19 protein-coding genes, 3 tRNA genes and 4 pseudogenes are annotated in these 19,330 nt (G+C 56.6%); 16 read left to right on the forward strand and 10 right to left on the reverse strand.

Going from position 1 to position 19,330, the window contains the following annotated elements; translation table 11 throughout:
* Positions 1–10: 10 nt before the first annotated feature.
* Positions 11–190, reverse strand: a pseudogene (locus ACFWHB_RS07815) (IS3 family transposase); the annotation flags it as partial.
* Positions 138–617 (reverse strand): antitoxin Xre/MbcA/ParS toxin-binding domain-containing protein, encoded by a 480-nt coding sequence (locus tag ACFWHB_RS07820; protein ID WP_395949861.1) that lies wholly within the window; start codon positions 615–617, stop codon positions 138–140. The gene ACFWHB_RS07820 and the pseudogene ACFWHB_RS07815, both read right to left, overlap by 53 nt.
* Before the next feature lie 215 nt (positions 618–832).
* On the opposite strand from ACFWHB_RS07820, the gene ACFWHB_RS07825 reads away from it, so the two are divergent.
* From ACFWHB_RS07825 to ACFWHB_RS07840, 4 genes are all read left to right on the forward strand, one after another.
* Positions 833–1,198 (forward strand): hypothetical protein, encoded by a 366-nt coding sequence (locus ACFWHB_RS07825; protein WP_395949862.1) that lies wholly within the window; start codon positions 833–835, stop codon positions 1,196–1,198.
* Positions 1,199–1,221: 23 nt separating this feature from the next.
* On the forward strand, positions 1,222–1,419 hold the full coding sequence (locus ACFWHB_RS07830) for a hypothetical protein (protein WP_139477667.1): 198 nt from the start codon (positions 1,222–1,224) through the stop codon (positions 1,417–1,419).
* A gap of 74 nt (positions 1,420–1,493) precedes the next feature.
* On the forward strand, positions 1,494–1,793 hold the full coding sequence (locus ACFWHB_RS07835; RefSeq protein ID WP_139463759.1) for a hypothetical protein: 300 nt from the start codon (positions 1,494–1,496) through the stop codon (positions 1,791–1,793).
* A gap of 352 nt (positions 1,794–2,145) precedes the next feature.
* Positions 2,146–2,553 carry an H-NS family histone-like protein gene (locus tag ACFWHB_RS07840; protein ID WP_139463760.1) on the forward strand — a complete coding sequence of 136 codons (408 nt, stop codon included), beginning with the start codon at positions 2,146–2,148 and terminating at the stop codon, positions 2,551–2,553.
* Between the two features lie 127 nt (positions 2,554–2,680).
* Here ACFWHB_RS07840 and ACFWHB_RS07845 read toward each other — a convergent pair whose 3' ends face one another.
* The 5 genes and pseudogenes from ACFWHB_RS07845 to ACFWHB_RS07865 all read right to left on the reverse strand — a co-directional run bounded on the left by ACFWHB_RS07845 (position 2,681) and on the right by ACFWHB_RS07865 (position 6,637).
* Positions 2,681–3,031 (reverse strand): NIPSNAP family protein, encoded by a 351-nt coding sequence (locus ACFWHB_RS07845; RefSeq protein ID WP_395949863.1) that lies wholly within the window; start codon positions 3,029–3,031, stop codon positions 2,681–2,683.
* A 301-nt stretch (positions 3,032–3,332) separates the two neighbouring features.
* Positions 3,333–4,172: a Fic family protein gene (locus ACFWHB_RS07850; RefSeq protein WP_395950184.1), complete on the reverse strand. Its 840-nt coding sequence runs from the start codon at positions 4,170–4,172 to the stop codon at positions 3,333–3,335.
* A 66-nt stretch (positions 4,173–4,238) separates the two neighbouring features.
* Positions 4,239–4,472, reverse strand: a pseudogene (locus ACFWHB_RS07855) (DUF4172 domain-containing protein); the annotation flags it as partial.
* Between the two features lie 609 nt (positions 4,473–5,081).
* Positions 5,082–6,185 (reverse strand): DUF3289 family protein, encoded by a 1,104-nt coding sequence (locus ACFWHB_RS07860; RefSeq protein WP_395949864.1) that lies wholly within the window; start codon positions 6,183–6,185, stop codon positions 5,082–5,084.
* A gap of 245 nt (positions 6,186–6,430) precedes the next feature.
* Entirely contained in the window at positions 6,431–6,637 is a 207-nt protein-coding gene (locus ACFWHB_RS07865; RefSeq protein WP_125729573.1) for a helix-turn-helix domain-containing protein, read from the reverse strand.
* 118 nt (positions 6,638–6,755) lie between these two features.
* Here ACFWHB_RS07865 and ACFWHB_RS07870 point away from each other — a divergent pair, with 118 nt between their 5' ends.
* The gene (locus ACFWHB_RS07870) at positions 6,756–7,391 is read left to right on the forward strand and encodes a hypothetical protein (protein ID WP_395949866.1); all 636 of its coding nucleotides are present in this window, start codon (positions 6,756–6,758) and stop codon (positions 7,389–7,391) included.
* Positions 7,392–7,457: 66 nt separating this feature from the next.
* Here the strand turns inward: ACFWHB_RS07870 and ACFWHB_RS07875 are convergent.
* A pseudogene (locus tag ACFWHB_RS07875) lies at positions 7,458–7,735 on the reverse strand (IS5/IS1182 family transposase); the annotation flags it as partial.
* 169 nt (positions 7,736–7,904) lie between these two features.
* Between ACFWHB_RS07875 and ACFWHB_RS07880 the strand changes: the two are divergent.
* From ACFWHB_RS07880 to ACFWHB_RS07930, 11 genes and pseudogenes are all read left to right on the forward strand, one after another.
* A pseudogene (locus ACFWHB_RS07880) lies at positions 7,905–9,293 on the forward strand (DNA internalization-related competence protein ComEC/Rec2); the annotation flags it as partial.
* A gap of 204 nt (positions 9,294–9,497) precedes the next feature.
* Positions 9,498–11,267: a lipid A ABC transporter ATP-binding protein/permease MsbA gene (gene msbA, locus ACFWHB_RS07885; RefSeq protein ID WP_106886405.1), complete on the forward strand. Its 1,770-nt coding sequence runs from the start codon at positions 9,498–9,500 to the stop codon at positions 11,265–11,267.
* Positions 11,267–12,262: a tetraacyldisaccharide 4'-kinase gene (lpxK, locus tag ACFWHB_RS07890; protein ID WP_395949867.1), complete on the forward strand. Its 996-nt coding sequence runs from the start codon at positions 11,267–11,269 to the stop codon at positions 12,260–12,262. The genes msbA and lpxK overlap by 1 nt, the downstream gene beginning before the upstream one ends.
* 153 nt (positions 12,263–12,415) lie before the next feature.
* Complete coding sequence (locus tag ACFWHB_RS07895) at positions 12,416–12,616, forward strand: Trm112 family protein (RefSeq protein WP_005331987.1); 201 nt, start codon at positions 12,416–12,418, stop codon at positions 12,614–12,616.
* Positions 12,613–13,362 carry a 3-deoxy-manno-octulosonate cytidylyltransferase gene (kdsB, locus tag ACFWHB_RS07900; RefSeq protein WP_171273589.1) on the forward strand — a complete coding sequence of 250 codons (750 nt, stop codon included), beginning with the start codon at positions 12,613–12,615 and terminating at the stop codon, positions 13,360–13,362. The genes ACFWHB_RS07895 and kdsB overlap by 4 nt, the downstream gene beginning before the upstream one ends.
* A 210-nt stretch (positions 13,363–13,572) precedes the next feature.
* On the forward strand, positions 13,573–14,217 hold the full coding sequence (uvrY, locus tag ACFWHB_RS07905; RefSeq protein WP_025327477.1) for a UvrY/SirA/GacA family response regulator transcription factor: 645 nt from the start codon (positions 13,573–13,575) through the stop codon (positions 14,215–14,217).
* A 201-nt stretch (positions 14,218–14,418) separates the two neighbouring features.
* Positions 14,419–16,269: an excinuclease ABC subunit UvrC gene (gene uvrC / locus ACFWHB_RS07910; protein WP_395949868.1), complete on the forward strand. Its 1,851-nt coding sequence runs from the start codon at positions 14,419–14,421 to the stop codon at positions 16,267–16,269.
* Between the two features lie 266 nt (positions 16,270–16,535).
* Positions 16,536–17,090, forward strand: a complete 555-nt coding sequence (gene pgsA, locus ACFWHB_RS07915; RefSeq protein ID WP_025327475.1) for a CDP-diacylglycerol--glycerol-3-phosphate 3-phosphatidyltransferase — start codon at positions 16,536–16,538, stop codon at positions 17,088–17,090.
* A gap of 181 nt (positions 17,091–17,271) precedes the next feature.
* Positions 17,272–17,347: transfer RNA gene (locus ACFWHB_RS07920), tRNA-Gly, on the forward strand.
* Positions 17,348–17,382: 35 nt separating this feature from the next.
* Positions 17,383–17,456, forward strand: a tRNA-Cys gene (locus ACFWHB_RS07925).
* A 41-nt stretch (positions 17,457–17,497) separates the two neighbouring features.
* Positions 17,498–17,584 (forward strand) — tRNA-Leu (locus ACFWHB_RS07930).
* 83 nt (positions 17,585–17,667) lie between these two features.
* Here the strand turns inward: ACFWHB_RS07930 and ACFWHB_RS07935 are convergent.
* Together ACFWHB_RS07935 and ACFWHB_RS07940 are read right to left on the reverse strand one after the other, a co-directional pair.
* A complete protein-coding gene (locus tag ACFWHB_RS07935) occupies positions 17,668–18,828 on the reverse strand; it encodes a phage late control D family protein (RefSeq protein ID WP_395949869.1) in 1,161 nt (386 codons plus the stop codon).
* The gene (locus ACFWHB_RS07940) at positions 18,828–19,319 is read right to left on the reverse strand and encodes a phage tail protein (protein WP_395949870.1); all 492 of its coding nucleotides are present in this window, start codon (positions 19,317–19,319) and stop codon (positions 18,828–18,830) included. Before ACFWHB_RS07940 ends, ACFWHB_RS07935 begins: the two co-directional genes overlap by 1 nt.
* Positions 19,320–19,330 lie beyond the last annotated feature (11 nt).

The following is a 19,330-nucleotide window of genomic DNA, read 5'->3' on the forward strand; positions in this document are numbered from 1 at the left end:
ATTGTTGTGGTCAACTAAATCCGGACACTTGGTTCGAGCGATACTCAGATTCTGAGGGCGGTATCCCATCATTATGATGTTGTGGGCGCCGCCAGTTGTACTAATCCATCAGATAATTGCTGGTATCCCGCTTCGTTTTATAGGCACACCCCATGCTCAATCCGTCCCACCAGATCGACAACCGCCTGAACCCCCATCGGTGTATTCAGTAGCTGTGCTGGCGCTACGCCACCGAGGCCCCAATCTCGTCGGTGCAACCATGACAATGCCCTTGTGGTGTCGAACTCGTGTAGGGAGAGTGCCGCATCGAAGGCCTGTACAACACCGTATATCCTGGTTCCCTGTGATGTTGACAGGGGAGTCCCTGTCTTGAGCTTGCGGGCAACGGTGCTCCGGCTTATGCCTACTAATCGGCATATGGAACCCACGTCTGTCTTCACCGTTTCTGCCAGGTGATAAATCATGGTCGGTGCAACTCCGGCCACGATCCATAGATGTGCCCCCAACGGGTTGCTCGGTATGCCAAGAGTGCTAAAGAGCGTCATAGTAGTAGCCTCAGCCTTGCCTGGATGATAACTGGTATAGGACATAATGACTCTCCACTGTGATTCCCACATCCTATCTGTTCAGTGCGGCGGTGGCGATGTGTCTGAGAACAATGTTGGATGAGGCACTGGAAGCAGAGGTTGATGAGCCCCCTGCGGGTAACATCAACTTTTTCGTGAATCTCTGGGCATTATTCTATCCGAGGTCTTTATGAGGCCCTTTTTCTGATGTATTGACTATGTTCTAACCATCATATTAGCTAGCGCCGTATACAAAGGATGACCTCATGGGTAAAGAACCGTCAGCACATGAACTGAAACAGACGTGGGGACTACCTGCTCACGCAAAGATGCTGGGGTGGCTACTGCATGACCCCTACAAGGACGAGTTTCTGGTTAAGTACACATCAAACTCTGATATGACGGGTATGTGGTGGGGGCTGAGTCCTGAAACCGCCAAAACTTTTAAAACGCTAAAGAAGGCAGCTGCCGTCCTCGCATCATTGGATCTTGCAGGGCGAGCGGTTGCAGCCCCAGCTTTTGATATAGGAAAGCAGATCATCGTTCTCACGGATGATATTGGTGTTGAAAACCCGCTTAGGAAAGTGACTCGTTTAATTGAAGAAGCGAAACGTGATGATGCTAATGACTAAGCATCAGGTTGAGAGAAAACTATATGACCATCAATTTTGATTATCGTTGTGGCATCTTAGAGGCTGCCGACACAAAAACTGGCCGAGAATGGTGTTGGTATAAGGGTGATCCTGAGGTTACCAGAACTGAAAATGGCGAGTTATTGAGTTCGATAGGTGTTCCTATCGGAGCTACTGTTGTCGAGGTGAAAACCCTTATTCGCATGGATACCAAAAAGTAACCAAAAACAGGTTGCATCATATATAGTCAGTCCGCGTATGATAACTCCTATTCTCATCAGATTAGGAGCTTAGCATGCTCGTAAAAGGGATTGTGCCAACAGAGCAGGTTATTGACATTCTCTGTGATGTTTGTGGTCGTAGTACAAAAACGAATTTTGGAACCAATCAATACGGCTCGTTATCGGCGGATTTTGGCTATGGTTCCCGTCACGATGGTGAGCGTTATCAGGTGCATCTGTGTGAAATGTGCTTTTTCGGCACCCTCGCAACAGTGAGGGAGATGCATCGCGGGGATCATATATTTGACGATGACTATGAGGCTGCAAACCCAGACACATTTGGGCGTGATTATTCTAATAGGGAAATAATATGAATGATATGCTCCCATACTCTAGTTTGTGTGGAGAGAAAATTCTCTTATCATCGACTCATTCTGTGAGCCAATGATATTCTCCAATCGGCTCATTTCGTGAGCCGATCAAGATCCTTCATCGGCTCATCTGGTGAGTCGGTCTCAACGCTCACGACCACCTAGATTTAGTTTTTGGCTACATAGTTTCATAGCAGATTGGAGCTAGGCCACTAAACAGATCCAAACACAATTTAGCTCACGATTTTTAAAAGATGCTAATTTTCGAATCATCTTGGTGCCAAAAACAGTGGAGCTGATGCTGGGATTGAGAGATAATTTTCCTGATATAAAAATGTGACACATGAGGATAAAAATGAACGATTTTTTGAAAATTCTGCTGAATATCCGTAGCCTTCGTGCTGCATTGCGCGAACTCTCTTTTGAGCAGTTGGTCGAGGCTAAAGAGAAATTTGACGAAATTTATGCTGAGCGTGAGCAGCAAGAGAGCAAATTGAGAGAAGAGTCTGCCGAGCGCCTGCAAAAACTGGCAGAGTTTACCGAGATGCTGAAAACAGCAGGCATCGATCCGAGCGAGCTGGTTGGTACTGCAACCACTGCAAAAGCAGAGGGTACGGTGAAGAGCAAGCGCGCTCCTCGTCCTGCAAAATACAGATACACCGAGGATGGTTTGGAAAAGACCTGGACCGGTCAGGGCCGCATGCCTAGGGCCATCGCGGCAGCGGTTGAGGGTGGCAAGGCTCTGGAAGATTTCCTTATCTGAGGCTGAGAGCCCATGCCAGATCGGCGTGGGCCTTTCATTCTGTTTTTAGTAGGAGCTCCGTATGGGGAGTACAAAGCAATCCGAGCTATTGCTTTCTGAACCAGCCTAACAGAATGTGTCATTATTCCTAGTCAGACATAGAGGTGTAGCAGGTCTGACGCAGAGCATCAATAGTCGCTGACTCCATCGACACAACAGACATAACACTAACAGCAATGCTGTTAATAATTTCCCCTCTTGGGCCCTTGCGCCAACTATCGCTTTGGTAAAAGGCATCAAGAGATTTTTCCCTATGCTCAGGGTTATCAAAAGCTCGAACCAAAATATAGCTGTCTGGATCATGTTGCGACTGACCATAAGTGACTACATCAATTCCAGCGGCCTGATGCAAAGGAACGCTGATACTTCGCATGATCTGATGAAATCCATTACCTGCACTTGGCTGTAAAGTGTACTGGAGAAACTCGACAGTTCTCATTAAAGATCCTTCATATCAACTTAAATAGATACGGATACTGTACATGAGGCTACTCAAAAATACATTAAATGGTGAGATGCCGGCAGCTAGATTTATCGGGGGGATTACCGTAGCTTGCGCTGCATGGGGCCACACCCAAGATAATGCCATCTTATCAGCTCATTCATATACCTAACGGCGCTCATCATGGCGTCATAATTTAGTTTATGCGCTTTATTTGTTCGTCAATCGAGGCTCTAATCCTCCAAATGAAAACAACTCCCCCAGGGAGAGTCCGAACAAGTTAAAAGATAGAGTCTTTTCAGACTCCCACTGTGGGCTCTACATCATCCAAGCGGATCTGATAGCGTGTATTGCGTCCGCCACCAGGTAATTTCTCAATGCACCCCCTACCCACCAACTCCGCCAGATGCCGTGTAGCCGTGGGCTTACTGACTCCGGCGACTTTTTGATATTGACTGGCGTTGATGACATTTTCAAAACCCTGTTCGCCGCCATCCAGTAAACGATTCAGCACTTTGGTTTGCTCTGGACTCAGGCCGTCATGACAGTGCCGCTGCCAGAAAGATGCCTTGGCAAGGCCGCGAGCAATACTCTGTAATGCCAGCTCTATGGAGTAATCCAGTGTGTCGAGAAACCAACAGATCCAGGAGGTAATATCTAGCGAGCCCCTCTGCGCTGACTCAAGCGCCCGATAGTAGTCACCCCTTCGCTCTAGAATAGCAACTGACATGGCATACAGCCGGATGCTTTGGCTGTCAGCCTGTGACAGTGCGAGATCGGTCAGTGCCCGCGTGAGCCGCCCATTACCATCATCAACGGGATGCAGGGTCACGAACCAGAAATGGCAGATCGCCGCACGAAACAGTGGATCCATCGTGGGGTCATGCTGAGTCTGGTTAAACCAGAAGATAAACGCGGCCAGTTGATCGTCAAGGGCAGCTCTGGGTGGTGCCTCAAAATGCACGATGGGGCGATCAACACGCCCAGAGACAACCTGCATCGGCTCATCTCCTCGCAACAGCCCTACATTCACTGGCTGTACCGACCATTCGTTGACAGGGAACAGCCAACGATGCCATTGGTAAAGGCGTTCTATACTCAGCGGCTGTTCATGATTGTCGATGGCATCCAGCATCATGGCCGCGAGCCCCTCTGAGCGATCTGACACGGGATAGGACGGAGTTTCTGATCCCCCTAACCGCCTAGCCAGGGAAGAACGCACGGATTGGGCATTGAGACGCTCACCCTCAATAGCGGATGAGGCGATGATGTTAGCAAGTAACATATCTAACGTTTGGTCGGGGTTCCCCAACCTGGAATGACTACCTAGTAAAATTCCCAGCCTGCGTTGAACACGCCGTAATCTGGGTAATATCTCACTATCCTGCCAACGAAAATGGGGCCAATCTGCTTGTTGCCAAATCCAAAATGGTTCCATTATTTCCTCATCCAACGTGCTAGGGTCTCAATAATGAGCCGACCCAGCCCATCATTCAGCTCAATGTTTGAGCCGAATATAACACATGCAGCAGACCAGCAGAGCTGGTAATGAGGATGGAGATACAGGCTGAAAATCTCAGACCGGAGCTAATGAAAAACTGGAAGTATTGTTGCTGTGTGGCGCTACAGCAACCAGTAGATAGACAAGGTGGGAACTCATTGTCGTTTCGAATAGATCTTGTGAGCTTGCAGCTTACGCTGCATGAAGCGACGCCCAAGAAAAGGCCGTCTGGTCTGCTCATTCATGTGCTTGATGATACTCACTAATATTGGGATGCCAGTCTAAGCCACCAGAAGAGAAGAATTGAACCACCGAGTAGATTGCCTGCGAGGTATTTCCAAGATCGATCTGACAAGAACAAAATCGCCCCCAGTATTGTTATCAAACCCCAGAGATAGGGCATGAGCAGTACATATAGGCCAGTCAGGGAGTATTCATCGTTAAACCAGTCATAGACAGGCTGAATGAACAGAATCGATGCATTCAAGAGGTGATAGAGCATGAACAACACGAATACCCATGTTCTCTCTGTCTTCACTACTGCGCTCACTTTAGTTCCCCTTGGAATGGATAGCTGAGTTCAATGACGGTCAAAAATGGCTTGTAGGCAAAGCGCTTGTAGTGTTGAAGAACAAACCAGCTTCTGAAACCGGACGCCAGGCCGTAGAACTTGACTCTTCCGGTCGTGGGGTCAGGGCCAATGTCAGGATAATCGAGACCGAAGTGGTCATATAGCGTTACTTTGATCGTCCCTTTGTAGAAGTCGCCAAATTTTTCATATGTCGTGATTTCCGCCTTGCCTGCCCAGACATCGTTAACCGCAATTGTGAGACCCTGCACCTTATCCGCCGCAGAGTTGAAGATGGGTAACCTAAAGCCGGAGGTCTTGCTGTATGGCTGCATCAAGTCACTCAGAACAAGCTTATTCACATCACCATCAACTTCGGCCAGCTTTGCCTTCACTTCCTTGATAAGGGTATCTGAGAACTTCATCGTGGTTGGGTGAGCTCGCGCTGCTCTCGTCAATGCTTGGTTCCGGTATTCACCCCCCTCAGATTTCTCGAACTTGGCGATCATGGCCAGAATATTCATCTTCAAGTCGCCAGTTGCAAACAATGTAGCCATGTTGCGGAAGCTACTAAAGAACACCTTGGGGTCAGTCTTTTCGAGAGCACCAATAAAGCCGTCATCTCCCATCTTCCCTACAAACATGGGGATAGCCTTAATCTGCTCTGCTGTCATCGTGCCATAGGTCATATCTTCGGCGGGAGTGCCATCAATGTTCTTACCTGGCTCACGCTTCGACTTGTAGATGAGCACTGGCACACGATAGGTTGTGGCTGACGTTGTATCGGTTTTTGGCTTGAGAGCAGGAGGAATGGTTTCTGCCTTCGGGCGCTCTTTCTCTGCCGAACCAAACCACATTGTTGGCTTGGCCTGGGCATATGCCGACTTGATGGCCTGCTCAAACCTGGGCGTCCCCCTCACCGAGATTTGGTCTCCCTGAATAGTACAGCAAGCAAACACATCAGATTGCATCCCCAATACGACCTTTGAACCGTCATCAAGGCTTCCAGCCACAGGGCCTAGAATGCGCTTGAACTCGTCCTTGGTGAGTTGGTGGATGTCTCTGAGGTCTGGTTTCTGCATGTATAGAGGGCTCGATGAAGAGTAGTTAGAGGATCACTTTATCATCAATGCGCCAATCGAGACCATGTAGGCATTTTCTGAAAACGGCAGTTTGTGACGCTTTCTATAGATAGGCAACAGGGGGTAGCTTAATAGCTAATAGGCAAATGCTAAAGCTGGCAATGATGCTAATTGCCATCACTGTGAATAATTATAGGGAAATTTAGTTTTATCTGGGTGAAGAGTTAATTATTTGGCAAATATATCTATGGCAGCAAATCGCGAATATCACACCCCATTACCCTGGCAAGACGATAAGCCTTTTCCAGGGTGACATTGACCTCACCACGCTCAATTCGTCCTACGTAGCTTCTATCAATTTCGGCTGCATGTGCGAGAGCATCTTGCGATACGCCCAATTGAAGCCGTCTATCACGTACAGCATCACCAAATTTTTTTGCTAGCTCTTGCATGTCTCGCCTCTCTCTGGCGAGCACTATCTCTGGTTGTCTGGCTTACGGCCACGGACTATAATCCGCAGCCGAGTTTAGATTTCCACTAATTGTTTTCGTTCGAGACCGAGGATTGCTTATGAGTTCCCAGACTGTGTGGTTACCAACCGCACTCTACACCGCACTCATTCGATTGCAGATGGATGATTTCACTACAACGGAGTGCTTGAACGTAGTCTTTGGTGACTCAGAGTACAATCAGGCCCATAAGAGGCGATACGGCCTCGTTTATCGTAATCTGATGAAGTTGGTCAACGCGGGTTTCTTGGAACGGAGAAATGTTGATGATGTGCGATTGTATCCAAGCTTTGTGAAAACCCCCCAGTTTCATGATGTGATCTTTCAGGAGGAACTGAGTGATCCAGAGGTTCAGGAAACTCCGGAGGTTCAGGAAACTCCGGAGGTTCAGGAGGTTCAGGAGGTTCAGGAGGTTCAGGAGGTTCAGGAGGCTCAGAAGATTCAGGAACACAAAGGCGGGGCGAACGATGCTCTCTTAGATGAGTTAAAAACGAAGGCAAATATCTACCGCATCGAAATTCAGGAGTGCCAGGCAGCAATTGCTGAATACAATATGCTGCAAGCAGATTTCCCTGCTTTGGATATGGCTATTGAGAATGCTCTCCATCGCTCCTATGAGGAGTTTCACGGGTTGCGAGGCAAGCTTGGTGCTGTTGAGGCAGTGATGAAGAAGTTAGGAGAAAGCGGAACTGTTTGAAGCATCACACGGCGTTGTTGCCCAAATCTTTCATACAGCTATGACTTTCTCAGCCCTTGGTGACCGCTACACTCGGGGCTTTCTGACAGGTAGACCCAGAGTATTTAGTTTGTTTATGGCGCTTACATACGCCATTACCTCTCCCACTTGGGCGTTATAGTTACGCAGACAGACTTTCTCCGCCAGCAACTTCTTGAACCGATACATCGACGTCTCTGCCAGCTAGGGATGGTGATACCCCGATATCTTCTTCCTATGAGCCCGCCCTTTCTTGCGCACAACCAAAACGGCTTCATGTTTTGGGTGTCCTTTTTCCATCATCCCGCGTTCTTGCGAGGCGGAACACCGCCTCCTCAGTTAGTTCTATTCAAGCCACATCGATTTGCGGAACAGCGTCGCTTCGCATACCAATGCGTTTTTTCTCTTAATTTCAAGGATTCATGAACAACCGGAAGCTATGGGCTTTTTCACACATCCTGATACGTAAGGGTGCTTATTCACAGAATTCACGTAGTGGTAGCCATCTCGGGTCAGCATATCGCCCTGGTGGCGGTGCTCGGCTGGTGGCTGGGGCGGCTGCTGGGGTTGCGGGGGGCCATTGTGGTCTCCCTCTTGTTTGCCGCCGTCTACAGCTGGCTGGCGGGATTTGCGGTGGCGACCGAGCGGGCCCTCATCATGGTGCTGGTGTGGAGCCTGCTGCGCTGGTTGAATCGGGACTGGCCCAGCCACCGCATCTGGCTGTGGGCCTTCGTGGTGATAGTGCTCTGGGATCCTTTCGCCCTCTACTCGGCCGGTTTCTGGCTCTCCTTCATGGCGGTGGCCCTGCTGTTGCTGGCGCCGCTCTCCACCGCCCTGGCTCATGCTCTTTTCTGGCTGTCCGATCTGGGGCTGACCTGGGTGTTGTGGGGACTCGGCTTGCTGGCGGACCATCTGCAGCTCTGGTGGCCTGTTCCCGGCTGGCTGATGCCCGTCAGCGCCTTGCTGGTACTGCTGTGGGGGGCCTGGCAGTTGCCGGGATGGCGCGGTCTGCTGCTCCCTGTGGGGGCCGCCCTGCTGCTGGGTGTCTGGCCTGCTCCCACTCCCTGGCAGGTGCGGGTGCTGGACGTGGGGCAGGGCTTGTCTGTGCTCGTCACCCGGGGCGAGCGCGGCATCCTCTATGACACCGGGAATAGCTACCCCGGCGGCTACAACATGGCGGAGGCCGCCATACTGCCCGTGCTGAGCCGCCTCGATGTGCGGGTGCTCGATGCCCTCATCATCAGTCACAAGGACAGGGATCATGCGGGCAACAGGCGCGCCATGCTGCAGGCGATGCCGGTGCGCCGCGAGCTCTCCTCGTTCGGCTTCGCCCGCAGCACTGCGCTGTGTCGCCGCGGTCAGCGCTGGCACTGGCAGGGGCTGGAGGTGCGCGTGCTCTGGCCCGAGCGGCCGGGGGCGGGGCGCAACAACGACAGTTGCGTGGTGCAGATAAGCGATGGCCGGCATCGCATCCTGCTCAGTGGCGACATAGAGCAGGGGGCGGAGCGCCGTCTGCTGGCCCTGGAAGAGCAGGGAGAAGGAGAGGAGCTCGCCAGCACGTTTTCCAGCATTCCCCTCAGCACTCTTTCCAGCACTGTGCTGGTGAGCCCTCACCATGGCAGCCGCACCTCCTCGACCCCGGGCTTCGTGGCGGCGGTGAACCCAGATGTCGTCATCCACAGCGCCGGCGACAGGAACCAGTGGCAGTTTCCCCGCCCCGAGGTGGTGGCAAGATACCAGGGGGCCCGTCAATGGGTGACGGGGCAGGATGGCGCCATCCTGATCGAGGCGGGGGAGGGTGGGCTCAAGATCCGGGCCGAGCGCGAGCAGGGCCCCTGGTACAGGCGCAATGGCCACTGGTGGCAACCCAGGTTATGGCGCTAGAACCACTCCCTTAACTGTCATTTCGCTTTGGGGTGGGGCCGGAGTTATGGCAACGCTTGGTGTAATCCTGCGCTTTGGCCAGGGCAATAATCCGTCATTTCCCTATGAGGAAGGGGTAGGGAGATGGTCAGGCTATGGCAACGCTTGGTGTAATCCTGCGCTTTGGCTAGAATACCCCGTCATTTCCCTTATTAACGGCTATTCATGCAACAAGAAACCTCACAAGAGAGCTGGCCCGTCTTCAAACGCCTGCTCGGTTATGTCCGGGATCGCAAACTGGGGCTGGTGGGCGGCATCATCGGCATGCTGGGTTATGCGGCCGTGGATACCACCTTCGTCTACTCCATCAAGCCGCTCATCGATCAGGGCCTCAACGGCAACGACAGCAGTGTGCTCAAGTGGATGCCCTTCTTCGTGCTCGGCATCGTCGCCCTGCGCGGTTGTGCCGCCTTCCTCTCCAACTACTGCATGGCCTGGGTCGGCAACCATGTGGTGATGCGGCTGCAGCAGCAGGTGTTCAGCCACCTGATGGCCATGCCCATGAGCTTCTTCGACCGCCAGAATACCGGCAACCTGCTCTCCAAGGTGACCTATGACGCCGGTCAGGTGTCGTCCGCCGCGAGCTCCACCCTGGTGTCGCTGGTGCGCGAAGGCGCCACCGTCATCGGCCTGCTCGGCCTGATGTTCTGGCACTCCTGGCAGCTGTCGGTGATCTTCCTGGTGGTCGGCCCCGTGGTGGGTGTGCTGATTGGTCTCATCAGCCGTCGTTTTCGCAAGATCAGCCGTCACATACAGCAGGCGGTGGGTGACATCACCACCTCCACCGAGCAGATGCTCAAGGGCCATAAAGAGGTGCTGATGTTCGGTGGCCAGCAGGTGGAGGACAAGCGCTTCTTCACCGTCAGCAACCGGATGCGCCAGCAGACCATGAAGATGGTGGCGGCGGATGCCATCGGCAGCCCCATAGTCCAGATGGTGGCCTCGGTCGCCCTGGCGGTCTTCCTCTACGTGGCGACCATAGATTCGGTCAAGGCGACCCTGACTGCGGGCACCTTCACCGTCATGGTCACCTCCATGATGATGCTGCTCAAGCCGCTGAAAAGTCTGACCGACGTGAACAACCAGTTCCAGCGCGGCATCACCGCCTGCCAGAGCCTGTTCGGTCTGCTGGACTCCACCCCGGAGCAGGACACCGGTACCCGCACCCTGGAGCGGGCCCGTGGGGAGATAGAGTTTCGCAATGTCACCTTCACCTACCCGACCAAGGAGACCCCGGCGCTGCACAACATCAGCTTCAAGGTGGAGGCGGGCAAGTCCGTGGCCCTGGTGGGTCGCTCCGGCTCCGGCAAGAGCACCATCGCCAGCCTGTTGACCCGCTTCTATGACATAGAGCAGGGGGAGATACTGCTGGATGGCGTCAACATCCGCGAATACAAGTTGAGCGAGCTGCGCAAGCAGTACGCCCTGGTTTCCCAGCATGTGCATCTGTTCAACGACTCCGTGGCCAACAACATCGCCTACGCGGCAGAAGACAAGTACAGCCGGGAAGAGATACAGCATGCGGCCCGCATCGCCCATGCCGACGAGTTCGTGCGCAAGATGCCGGAAGGCTATGACACCGTCATCGGCGAGAACGGCGCCTCCCTATCTGGTGGTCAGCGTCAGCGCATCGCCATCGCCCGCGCCCTGCTGCGGGACTCCCCCGTGCTGCTGCTGGACGAGGCCACCTCGGCCCTGGATACAGAATCCGAGCGCCACATCCAGGCGGCCATCGACGAGCTGTGCAAGGCGCGCACCTCCCTGGTCATCGCCCACCGTCTCTCCACCATAGAGAAGGCGGACGAGATCCTGGTGATCGACGAGGGTCATATCGTCGAACGCGGCAACCATGACGCCCTGATGGCCCAACAGGGCACGTATGCCCAGTTGCGGGCCATTCAGTTTGGCAACGTCGCCGTGAGTAACAAGGGCTGATGCTGGAGCGTCTCTGGTACGGCAAGAGTGGCTGGCGCTGGGCGCTGGCCCCCCTGGCCCTGCTGTTTGCCCTGATCAGCGGCGGGCGCCGTTTCGCCTACCGCCGAGGCTGGCTCAGCCGCTATCGGGCCAGCCTGCCTGTGATAGTGGTGGGCAATATCTCGGTCGGCGGAAACGGCAAGACCCCTGTGGTGGTCTGGCTGGTGGAACAGCTGCAAGCCCGTGGCTGGCGCCCCGGCGTGGTCAGTCGGGGTTATGGTGGCAAGGCGCCCCATTACCCATATCGGCTGGACGCCACCAGCACCACAACCCAGGCGGGGGATGAGCCTGTGCTCATCGCCCGGCGCTGCGGCTGCCCCGTGGTGGTGGCACCCAAGCGCGCCGATGCGGTGCGTCTGCTTGAGCAAAGCGGCGAGGTGGACATCATCATCACCGACGACGGCCTGCAGCACTACGCCCTGGCACGGGACATCGAGTTGGTGGTGGTGGATGGGGCCCGGCGCTTTGGCAATGGCTGCCTGCTGCCCATGGGGCCGCTGCGCGAACCCATGACCCGCCTCAAGCGGGTCGATGCCATCATCTGCAACGGCGGGACCCCGGCCCAGGGGGAATATCCCATGGCACTGGTGGCGGCCGCGCCGCGCCGCGTATGCGACGATGCCCCCCTCGAGGCTCCCCTCGCCGGACCTGTGGACGCATTGGCGGGCATAGGCCATCCTCCCCGCTTCTTCGCCACTTTGACCGGGCTCGGTTATGAGTTGGTAGAGAGTGTCGGTTATGCGGATCATCAGGCCTTTGATCGGGATGAGCTGCTCGCCCGCTTCGGCGAGCGCCCCCTGCTGATGACGGAGAAGGATGCGGTCAAGTGCCGGGCCTTCGCGCCGGCGCACTGGTGGTATCTGCCGGTGAGCGCCGAGTTGCCCGCCTCACTGCTCGACACCTTGCTGCAGCGGTTGACCCCGCCGCAAGCGCCCGGCCCTGACCATGCACATTGAATGGCACAAGATCATCGCCTGCACGGCATTATAGCCCGTGCGGCGCCGTTGCAAGGAGCCGGCTTCCGGCTCCGGCGATGGACCATTAAACTGCTCGGCAGCATAGCCCGCTCGAGAGCGTCGCTTGCTCGACATCGTTGAAGGAGTTTCGTTTTGGCACTGGATATCAAATTGCTCGACATCATCGCCTGCCCGGTTTGCAAGGGGAAGCTGCACTATCAACCGCAATCGGACAAGGCCGCCCATGAGCTCATCTGCCGCTTCGACAGACTGGCCTATCCGCTGGAGGAGGGGATCCCCGTCCTCTTGGAGAACCGGGCGCGCCATCTGCCCCTGGAAGAGCTGAAGCCATGAGTTTCGTCGTCGTCATTCCGGCCCGCTACGCCTCCACCCGCTTGCCGGGCAAGCCGCTGGCGGACATCCATGGCAAGCCCATGGTGCAGCACGTGGTGGAGAAGGCCCTGCAATCGGGCGCCGATCGGGTGATAGTCGCCACCGACGACGAGCGGGTGCAGCAGGCGCTGCAAACCACCGGCGTCGAGGTGTGCATGACATCGAAGGATCACCAGTCCGGCACCGAGCGCCTGGCCGAGGTGTGCCGTCACTACGGCTTTGCCGCCGATACTATCGTGGTCAACGTGCAGGGGGATGAGCCCCTGATCCCGCCCGCCATCATCCGCCAGGTGGCGGACAACCTGGCCGCCGCCACGGCGCCTATGGCCACCCTGTCCGTGCCCATCCAGGACGCCGAAGAGGCGTTCAACCCCAATGCGGTCAAGGTGGTGACGGACAAGGATGGCTACGCCCTCTACTTCAGCCGGGCCAGCATTCCCTGGGACAGGGATCGCTTCGCTCAGAGTCAGGAGCGGATCGGGGCACATTATCAGCGCCACATCGGCATCTACGCCTATCGCGCCGGCTTCATCCAGCGTTACGTGGACTGGGCGCCGAGCGCGCTCGAGCAGGTAGAGGCGCTGGAGCAGCTGCGAGTGCTCTGGTACGGGGAGAAGATCCACGTCGCCCAGGCGCTGGAAGCCCCCCCGGTCGGGGTGGATACCCAGCAGGACCTGGACAAGGTGCGTGCGCTGCTGGCCCACTGAGGCTGGCGGCACCAAAGTTGACCGATACGGCGCCTTCAGGCGCCGTTTTTTCGTTGATTATTTATATAATAAGTTGATTTAAAACGGCTTTTACGAGCGATTTCAAACTTTTCCCGGCCATGGTTTGCCAAATCATCGAGTTTGGTTATGATGCAAGACGCCGTGTTAACCCTAACTGGCATATAACGAGATAAAAAACGGGGTGTTTGGGTGATTAATGTATTCCTGGTCGATGATCATGAGTTGGTGCGTACAGGGATAAGACGCATTTTGGAAGATGTCCGCGGGATCAAGGTGGTGGGCGAGGCACAGAGCGGGGAAACCGCCGTGGCCTTCTGTCGACAGCATCACCCCGACGTGATCCTGATGGACATGAACATGCCGGGCATCGGCGGTCTGGAAGCGACCCGCAAGATCCTGCGGCTGCGCCCCGATGTGCGCATCATAGTGCTGACCATTCATTCCGAGAATCCGTTCCCCACCAAGGTGATGCAGGCGGGCGCCGCCGGATACCTCACCAAGGGGGCCGCGCCGGACGAGATGATCCACGCCATTCGCCTGGTGCACTCCGGCCAGCGTTACATCTCCCCCGAGATAGCCCAGCAGATGGCGCTCAGCCAGTTTGCCTCGGCGGACGAGAACCCCTTCAAGTCCCTCTCCGAGCGCGAGCTGCAGATCATGATGATGATCACCAAGGGGCAGAAGGTGACCGACATCTCCGAGCAGTTGAACCTGAGCCCGAAGACGGTCAACAGCTATCGCTACCGCCTGTTCAGCAAGCTGGGGATCAATGGGGACGTGGAACTGACCCATCTGGCCATTCGCTATGGCATGCTGGATGCCGATACCCTGTAAGGGAATATCTGTGCCCACCCAAGGCGGCGAGTGCCGCCTTTTTGCTTTTCGCAGGCCCGGCGCAGTATGCTCTCTTGGTCCGTTTTCGCCCTTAGTGTTGAGTCGAGTCGCCGATGATCCCCTCTCCCGAACCCCTCTTCGACAGCCAGGCGTCGTCAAGCGCCGTTGCCTGCCATGTGGATCTCTGCCGCCGGAGCCCGCATGACGACCTCTGAACCTCTCTTCGACAGCAAGGCGTTCCTCGGCGCCGTCACTCACCAGAGCGGCGTCTACCGCATGTACGACGGCGGCGGCACCGTCATCTACGTGGGCAAGGCCAAGGATCTTAAAAAACGGCTCGCCTCCTACTTTCGCACCAATGTCGACAGCATCAAGACCCGCACCCTGGTGCGCCAGATAGCCGACATTCAGGTCACTGTCACCCACACAGAGACAGAGGCGCTGATCCTCGAGCACAACCTCATCAAGCAGTACCAGCCGCGCTACAACGTGCTGCTGCGGGATGACAAGTCCTACCCCTGGATCATCATCACGGCGCACCAGCATCCCCGCATCGGCGTGCATCGCGGTGCCCGCAAGGTGAAGGGGGAGTACTTCGGTCCATACCCCTCCGGCGGCGCCGTGCGCGAGAGCCTGCACCTGATGCAGAAGATCTTCCCGGTGCGCCAGTGCGAGGACGCCGTCTATGCCAACCGCACCCGCCCCTGCCTGCTCTATCAGCTCAAGCGCTGCGCCGGCCCCTGCGTGGCGGGGCTGGTGAGCGAGTCGGAATATGCCCAGCAGGTGGAGCTGGCCAAGTTGTTCCTGGCGGGCAAGAACCAACAGGTGATAGGGGAACTGGTGGGCAAGATGGAGTCTGCCAGCGGCGATCTGCGCTTCGAGGAGGCGGCCCGCTACCGGGATCAGATCCAGGCCCTGCGCCGGGTCACCGAGCAGCAGTCGGTGAGTGGCAACGTGCTGGACGAGCTGGATGTGGTGGGGGTGGCCTTCGATCAGGGGGCAGCCTGTATCCACGTGCTCTTCATCCGTCAGGGCAAGGTTCTCGGCTCGCGCAGCTACTTCCCCAAGGTGCCGGCCGATACCCCCCTCGACGAGGTGGTGCAATCCTTCCTGCTGCAGTTCTATCTGTCGGGGCAGGGGGGCAGGCAGATCCCGAGCGAGGTGCTGCTGGATGTGGCGCTGGAAGACGAGGCGGTGATCGCCGAGACCCTGAGCCAGACAGCCGGTTACAAGGTGCGGGTGCAGAGCCGCACCCGCAGCGAACGGGCCCGCTTTATCAAGCTCGCCTCCATCAACGCGCAGACGGCGCTGCGCTCGCGCTTGGCACACAAGAGCACCATCACAGCCCGCTACGACCAGCTGGAGGAGTTGTTGGAGCTCGAGCGACCCATAGCCCGCATGGAGTGTTTCGACATCTCCCACACCATGGGGGAGCGCACCGTCGCCTCTTGCGTGGTGTTCAACCGGGAGGGACCGCTTTCATCCGAATACCGCCGCTTCAACATCGACGGCATCACGGGGGGCGATGACTACGCCGCCATGGAGCAGGCGCTGGAGCGCCGCTTTGGCAAGCAGCAGGAGCCGGACAAGGTGCCTGACGTGCTGTTTATCGACGGCGGCCTCGGCCAGCTGCGCCGCGCCGAGGAGATCCTGACTCGCCAGCTGGAGTTTCTCGGCGGCAAGTACCCGCTGCTGGTGGGCATCGCCAAGGGGGTGACCCGCAAGGCGGGGCTGGAGACCCTGATCCTGGGAGATAGTCACGAAGAGCTGCACTTGCCGGCAGATATGCCCGCTTTGCACCTTATTCAGCACATTCGCGATGAATCCCACCGTTTTGCCATCACGGGCCACAGGGCCCGCCGAGCCAAGGCCCGCACCACCAGTACCTTGGAAGATATTCCCGGGGTGGGGCCCAAGCGGCGGCAGGCACTGCTCAAATACCTGGGCGGCCTGCAGGAGGTGAAGAAGGCGGGAGTGGACGAGCTTGCCAAGGTGCCCGGCATCAGCCAGGAGCTGGCCCAGTCCATTCACGACGCCCTGCACTCGCTCTGACCCGGGATAAAGGTTGCTGTTCAGGAGAGGTGATACCCAGGAGCGGGTCTGACCCGGGCCACCTTGAGTGGGTGGCATTTGATGTGGATCCCGCAAACCGGCCCCGGCAGCACAAGAGCCGTGACGCAGGGGGCCCGCAAATGCCATAATGGCATGCATCCTGAGGTTATTGATGGATTAATAGACCAAGGCGGGCGCCTGTCCGGTTGCAACGGTGATCGGCTTGGGGCTACCATGTAGCGGCATACAAGAAGTGGCTGAAAATAATGACAAATATTCCTAACCTGCTGACGTTTTTTCGGATTTTGCTCATCCCCGTCTTCGTCATCCTGTTCTACCTTCCCTATCAGTGGTCCTACATGGCGGCTGCGCTTGTCTTCATCCTGGCGGCCGCGACCGACTGGTTTGATGGCTATCTCGCCCGCAAGCTGAACCAGTCCACCGCCTTCGGTGCCTTCCTCGATCCCGTTGCCGACAAGATAATGGTGGCGGCCGCCCTGGTGGTCATCGTCGAACACTACAACACCATCTGGGTCACCATACCGGCCATGACCATGATTGGCCGCGAGATCATCATCTCCGCCCTGCGGGAATGGATGGCGGAGCTCGGCAAGCGCTCCTCGGTGGCGGTCAGCTGGATTGGCAAGTGGAAGACCATGATCCAGATGGTGTCGCTCACCGGCCTCATCTGGCAATACGACATCTGGATGGTGTGGCTCGCCTACGTGCTGCTCTATGTCGCCACCGTGCTCACCTTCTGGTCCATGTTCCAGTACATGAAGGCCGCCTGGGGCGATCTGACCTACCACTCCCGCTTCTAGTCCGCCCATGGGCAAATGGCCGTTTCCTTGCCGTTGGGGCAGAGAAACGGCCATGAGTGGCAAAAGTGTGGGAGAAGGGCAAAAAATGCCCGAACGATCAGAGTATTAAATGTTTTTGGTTGACTGGACGAGGAACATCGCTAGAATGCGTTCTCGTAGTCAGGCAGTCAGCCAGACCGATGCGGGAATAGCTCAGTTGGTAGAGCACGACCTTGCCAAGGTCGGGGTCGCGAGTTCGAGTCTCGTTTCCCGCTCCAAATTCAGACAATAGAGAGCCAGCTCTCTTTTGCATGGCGCGTTAGCAAAGCGGTTATGCAGCGGATTGCAAATCCGTTTAGTCCGGTTCGACTCCGGAACGTGCCTCCATATTGACAAGCCCGCGGCGCGGACTTGATACCGATTGCGGTGCCCGAGTGGTGAAATCGGTAGACACAAGGGATTTAAAATCCCTCGACGTTCGCGTCGTGCCGGTTCGATTCCGGCCTCGGGCACCATTAAAATCAAAGACTTATGAAGGCCACTAGCGATAGTGGCCTTTTTGTTTTCATCTCAGTGTCCACATTTGATCCACACAGATTTATTCCGGTAGCTCTTCCAGCTTCACTTCGAGTTGGATGCGGTTGGTGTAGCCCTGATTGGTGAGATCGTGCACCACCTGGGTGAGCAGCCAGTCGGCCTCGTCAATCTGGGGCTTGAACCCTCTGACCGTGGTGGGTTGCTCTGGGTAGAGTTCGGGGCGCCCCATCGCCAGGGTGATCTGGAAGTCGGCCACGCCGCGTTGCAGCTTCTCCCATTCTGCCCGGGCGGCCCGCATGGCATTTGCCTGGCTGGCATAGACATGTCGCAACTCTTTGACGTTCTCGCTGCTACCGACCAGCAGTTCGTTCTCTTGCTTGTTGACCATGACACCCGGAGGCAAGGGCCGTTCCTGCTTCGGCTTGCTCTTCTTCTTGCGCTTCACCTCGACTTTCTTCTTTTCCGCCTCCTTGTTGTCTTGCCAGTAGGCGGTCACGCCGGTGTAGGCATCCCGGTCGGCAACCGAGAAGCGGTGTTGATCGCCATCCCGACGGGTGATGGTGATGGCCGGCAGAGGCTGACCGCTGGCGGTGGTTCCCTGGCCTGCTTTGATAAACAGCAGGCGGCCATTCTTGACGGTGGCGATGCCATCGCACTGACCAGCCAGGCGGGTGAGGAAGGCGAGATCGCTCTCGTTGGTCTGGTCGATGTGGTCGATCAGCAGGCCCTTGAGTGAGTCACCTACGCAGGGGGTGAGCTGGTAGGGTGCCGCGACTTGTTCGACGATGCCGTTAACAGTGGTCTGGTGCCAACTGCGCTCGCGCAGCTTGTTCATGCCGCCGCGCAGGTCGGCCGCTTTGCCTCGGATGGTGAGCACATCGGGGGCTCCGTTGTGTTCTACCTCGTCGATTTTGTAGGTGCCCTTGTCGACTAGGGCCTGGCCTTGCCAGCCGATAAGGGCGTGCAGGGTGGCCCCACGGCGTGGCATATCGAGCTGGCCATCGCTGTCATCGAGGGTGATCTCGATGGTGTCGGCGGTGAAACCCCGGTTGTCGGTGATGGTCATCGACATCAGGCGCGGACGGATGGTAGCTGAAATGTCTTTGCCATCGACCAGCACCTGGTAAGCCGGTACCGGGTGGCCTTGGCGCAAGGCGTCGAGCGGATTGGTTAGCCCCAAATTCTCGGCCAATCGCGTACCGAACTGGTCGAATTCCCCCATCAGAGAAGCCCCCCGAGCTTGTTGCCGATGCTGCCGACCAGCTTGCCTAGGCCCAGGCGACCGAAGAGGTTGCCCGCGGTGCGTCCCAGCAGGGTCTGGCCAAGGGATCTTTCGTTGTCATCTACCCGCTTGAGCTTGATGGTGAACTCGATTTTGCGGGCGGTGCCATCGCTGAAAAACTCGCTGCGGGTGGTGCTGATACCCTCTATCACGAATGACCCACGCATGACGCCATCGCCCTGGATAAGCGGGAAGGCCTGGCCGCTGTCGCCCATCTGGTTGAGCATGTCTAGGGAGACGGGGCCGCCAGTCACCTCGGGCAGCAGCACCCCGCTCAGGGTGCTGGTTTCGTCATCCGGGCCGACGAACTGGTAAGCCGGGCGAGCACCAATCCGGTTATTGCCCGGATGGCGCCATGCACGTTCGTCTTGTTGTGAGAGGGGGGCCACGGTCGAGCGCATAAACACGAACCAGCCCAGGGTCATCATCATGGTGGTTGCTC

The organism is Aeromonas mytilicola subsp. aquatica, from assembly GCF_044336385.1.
In the GTDB taxonomy this organism is placed as follows: Bacteria; Pseudomonadota; Gammaproteobacteria; order Enterobacterales; family Aeromonadaceae; genus Aeromonas; species Aeromonas rivipollensis.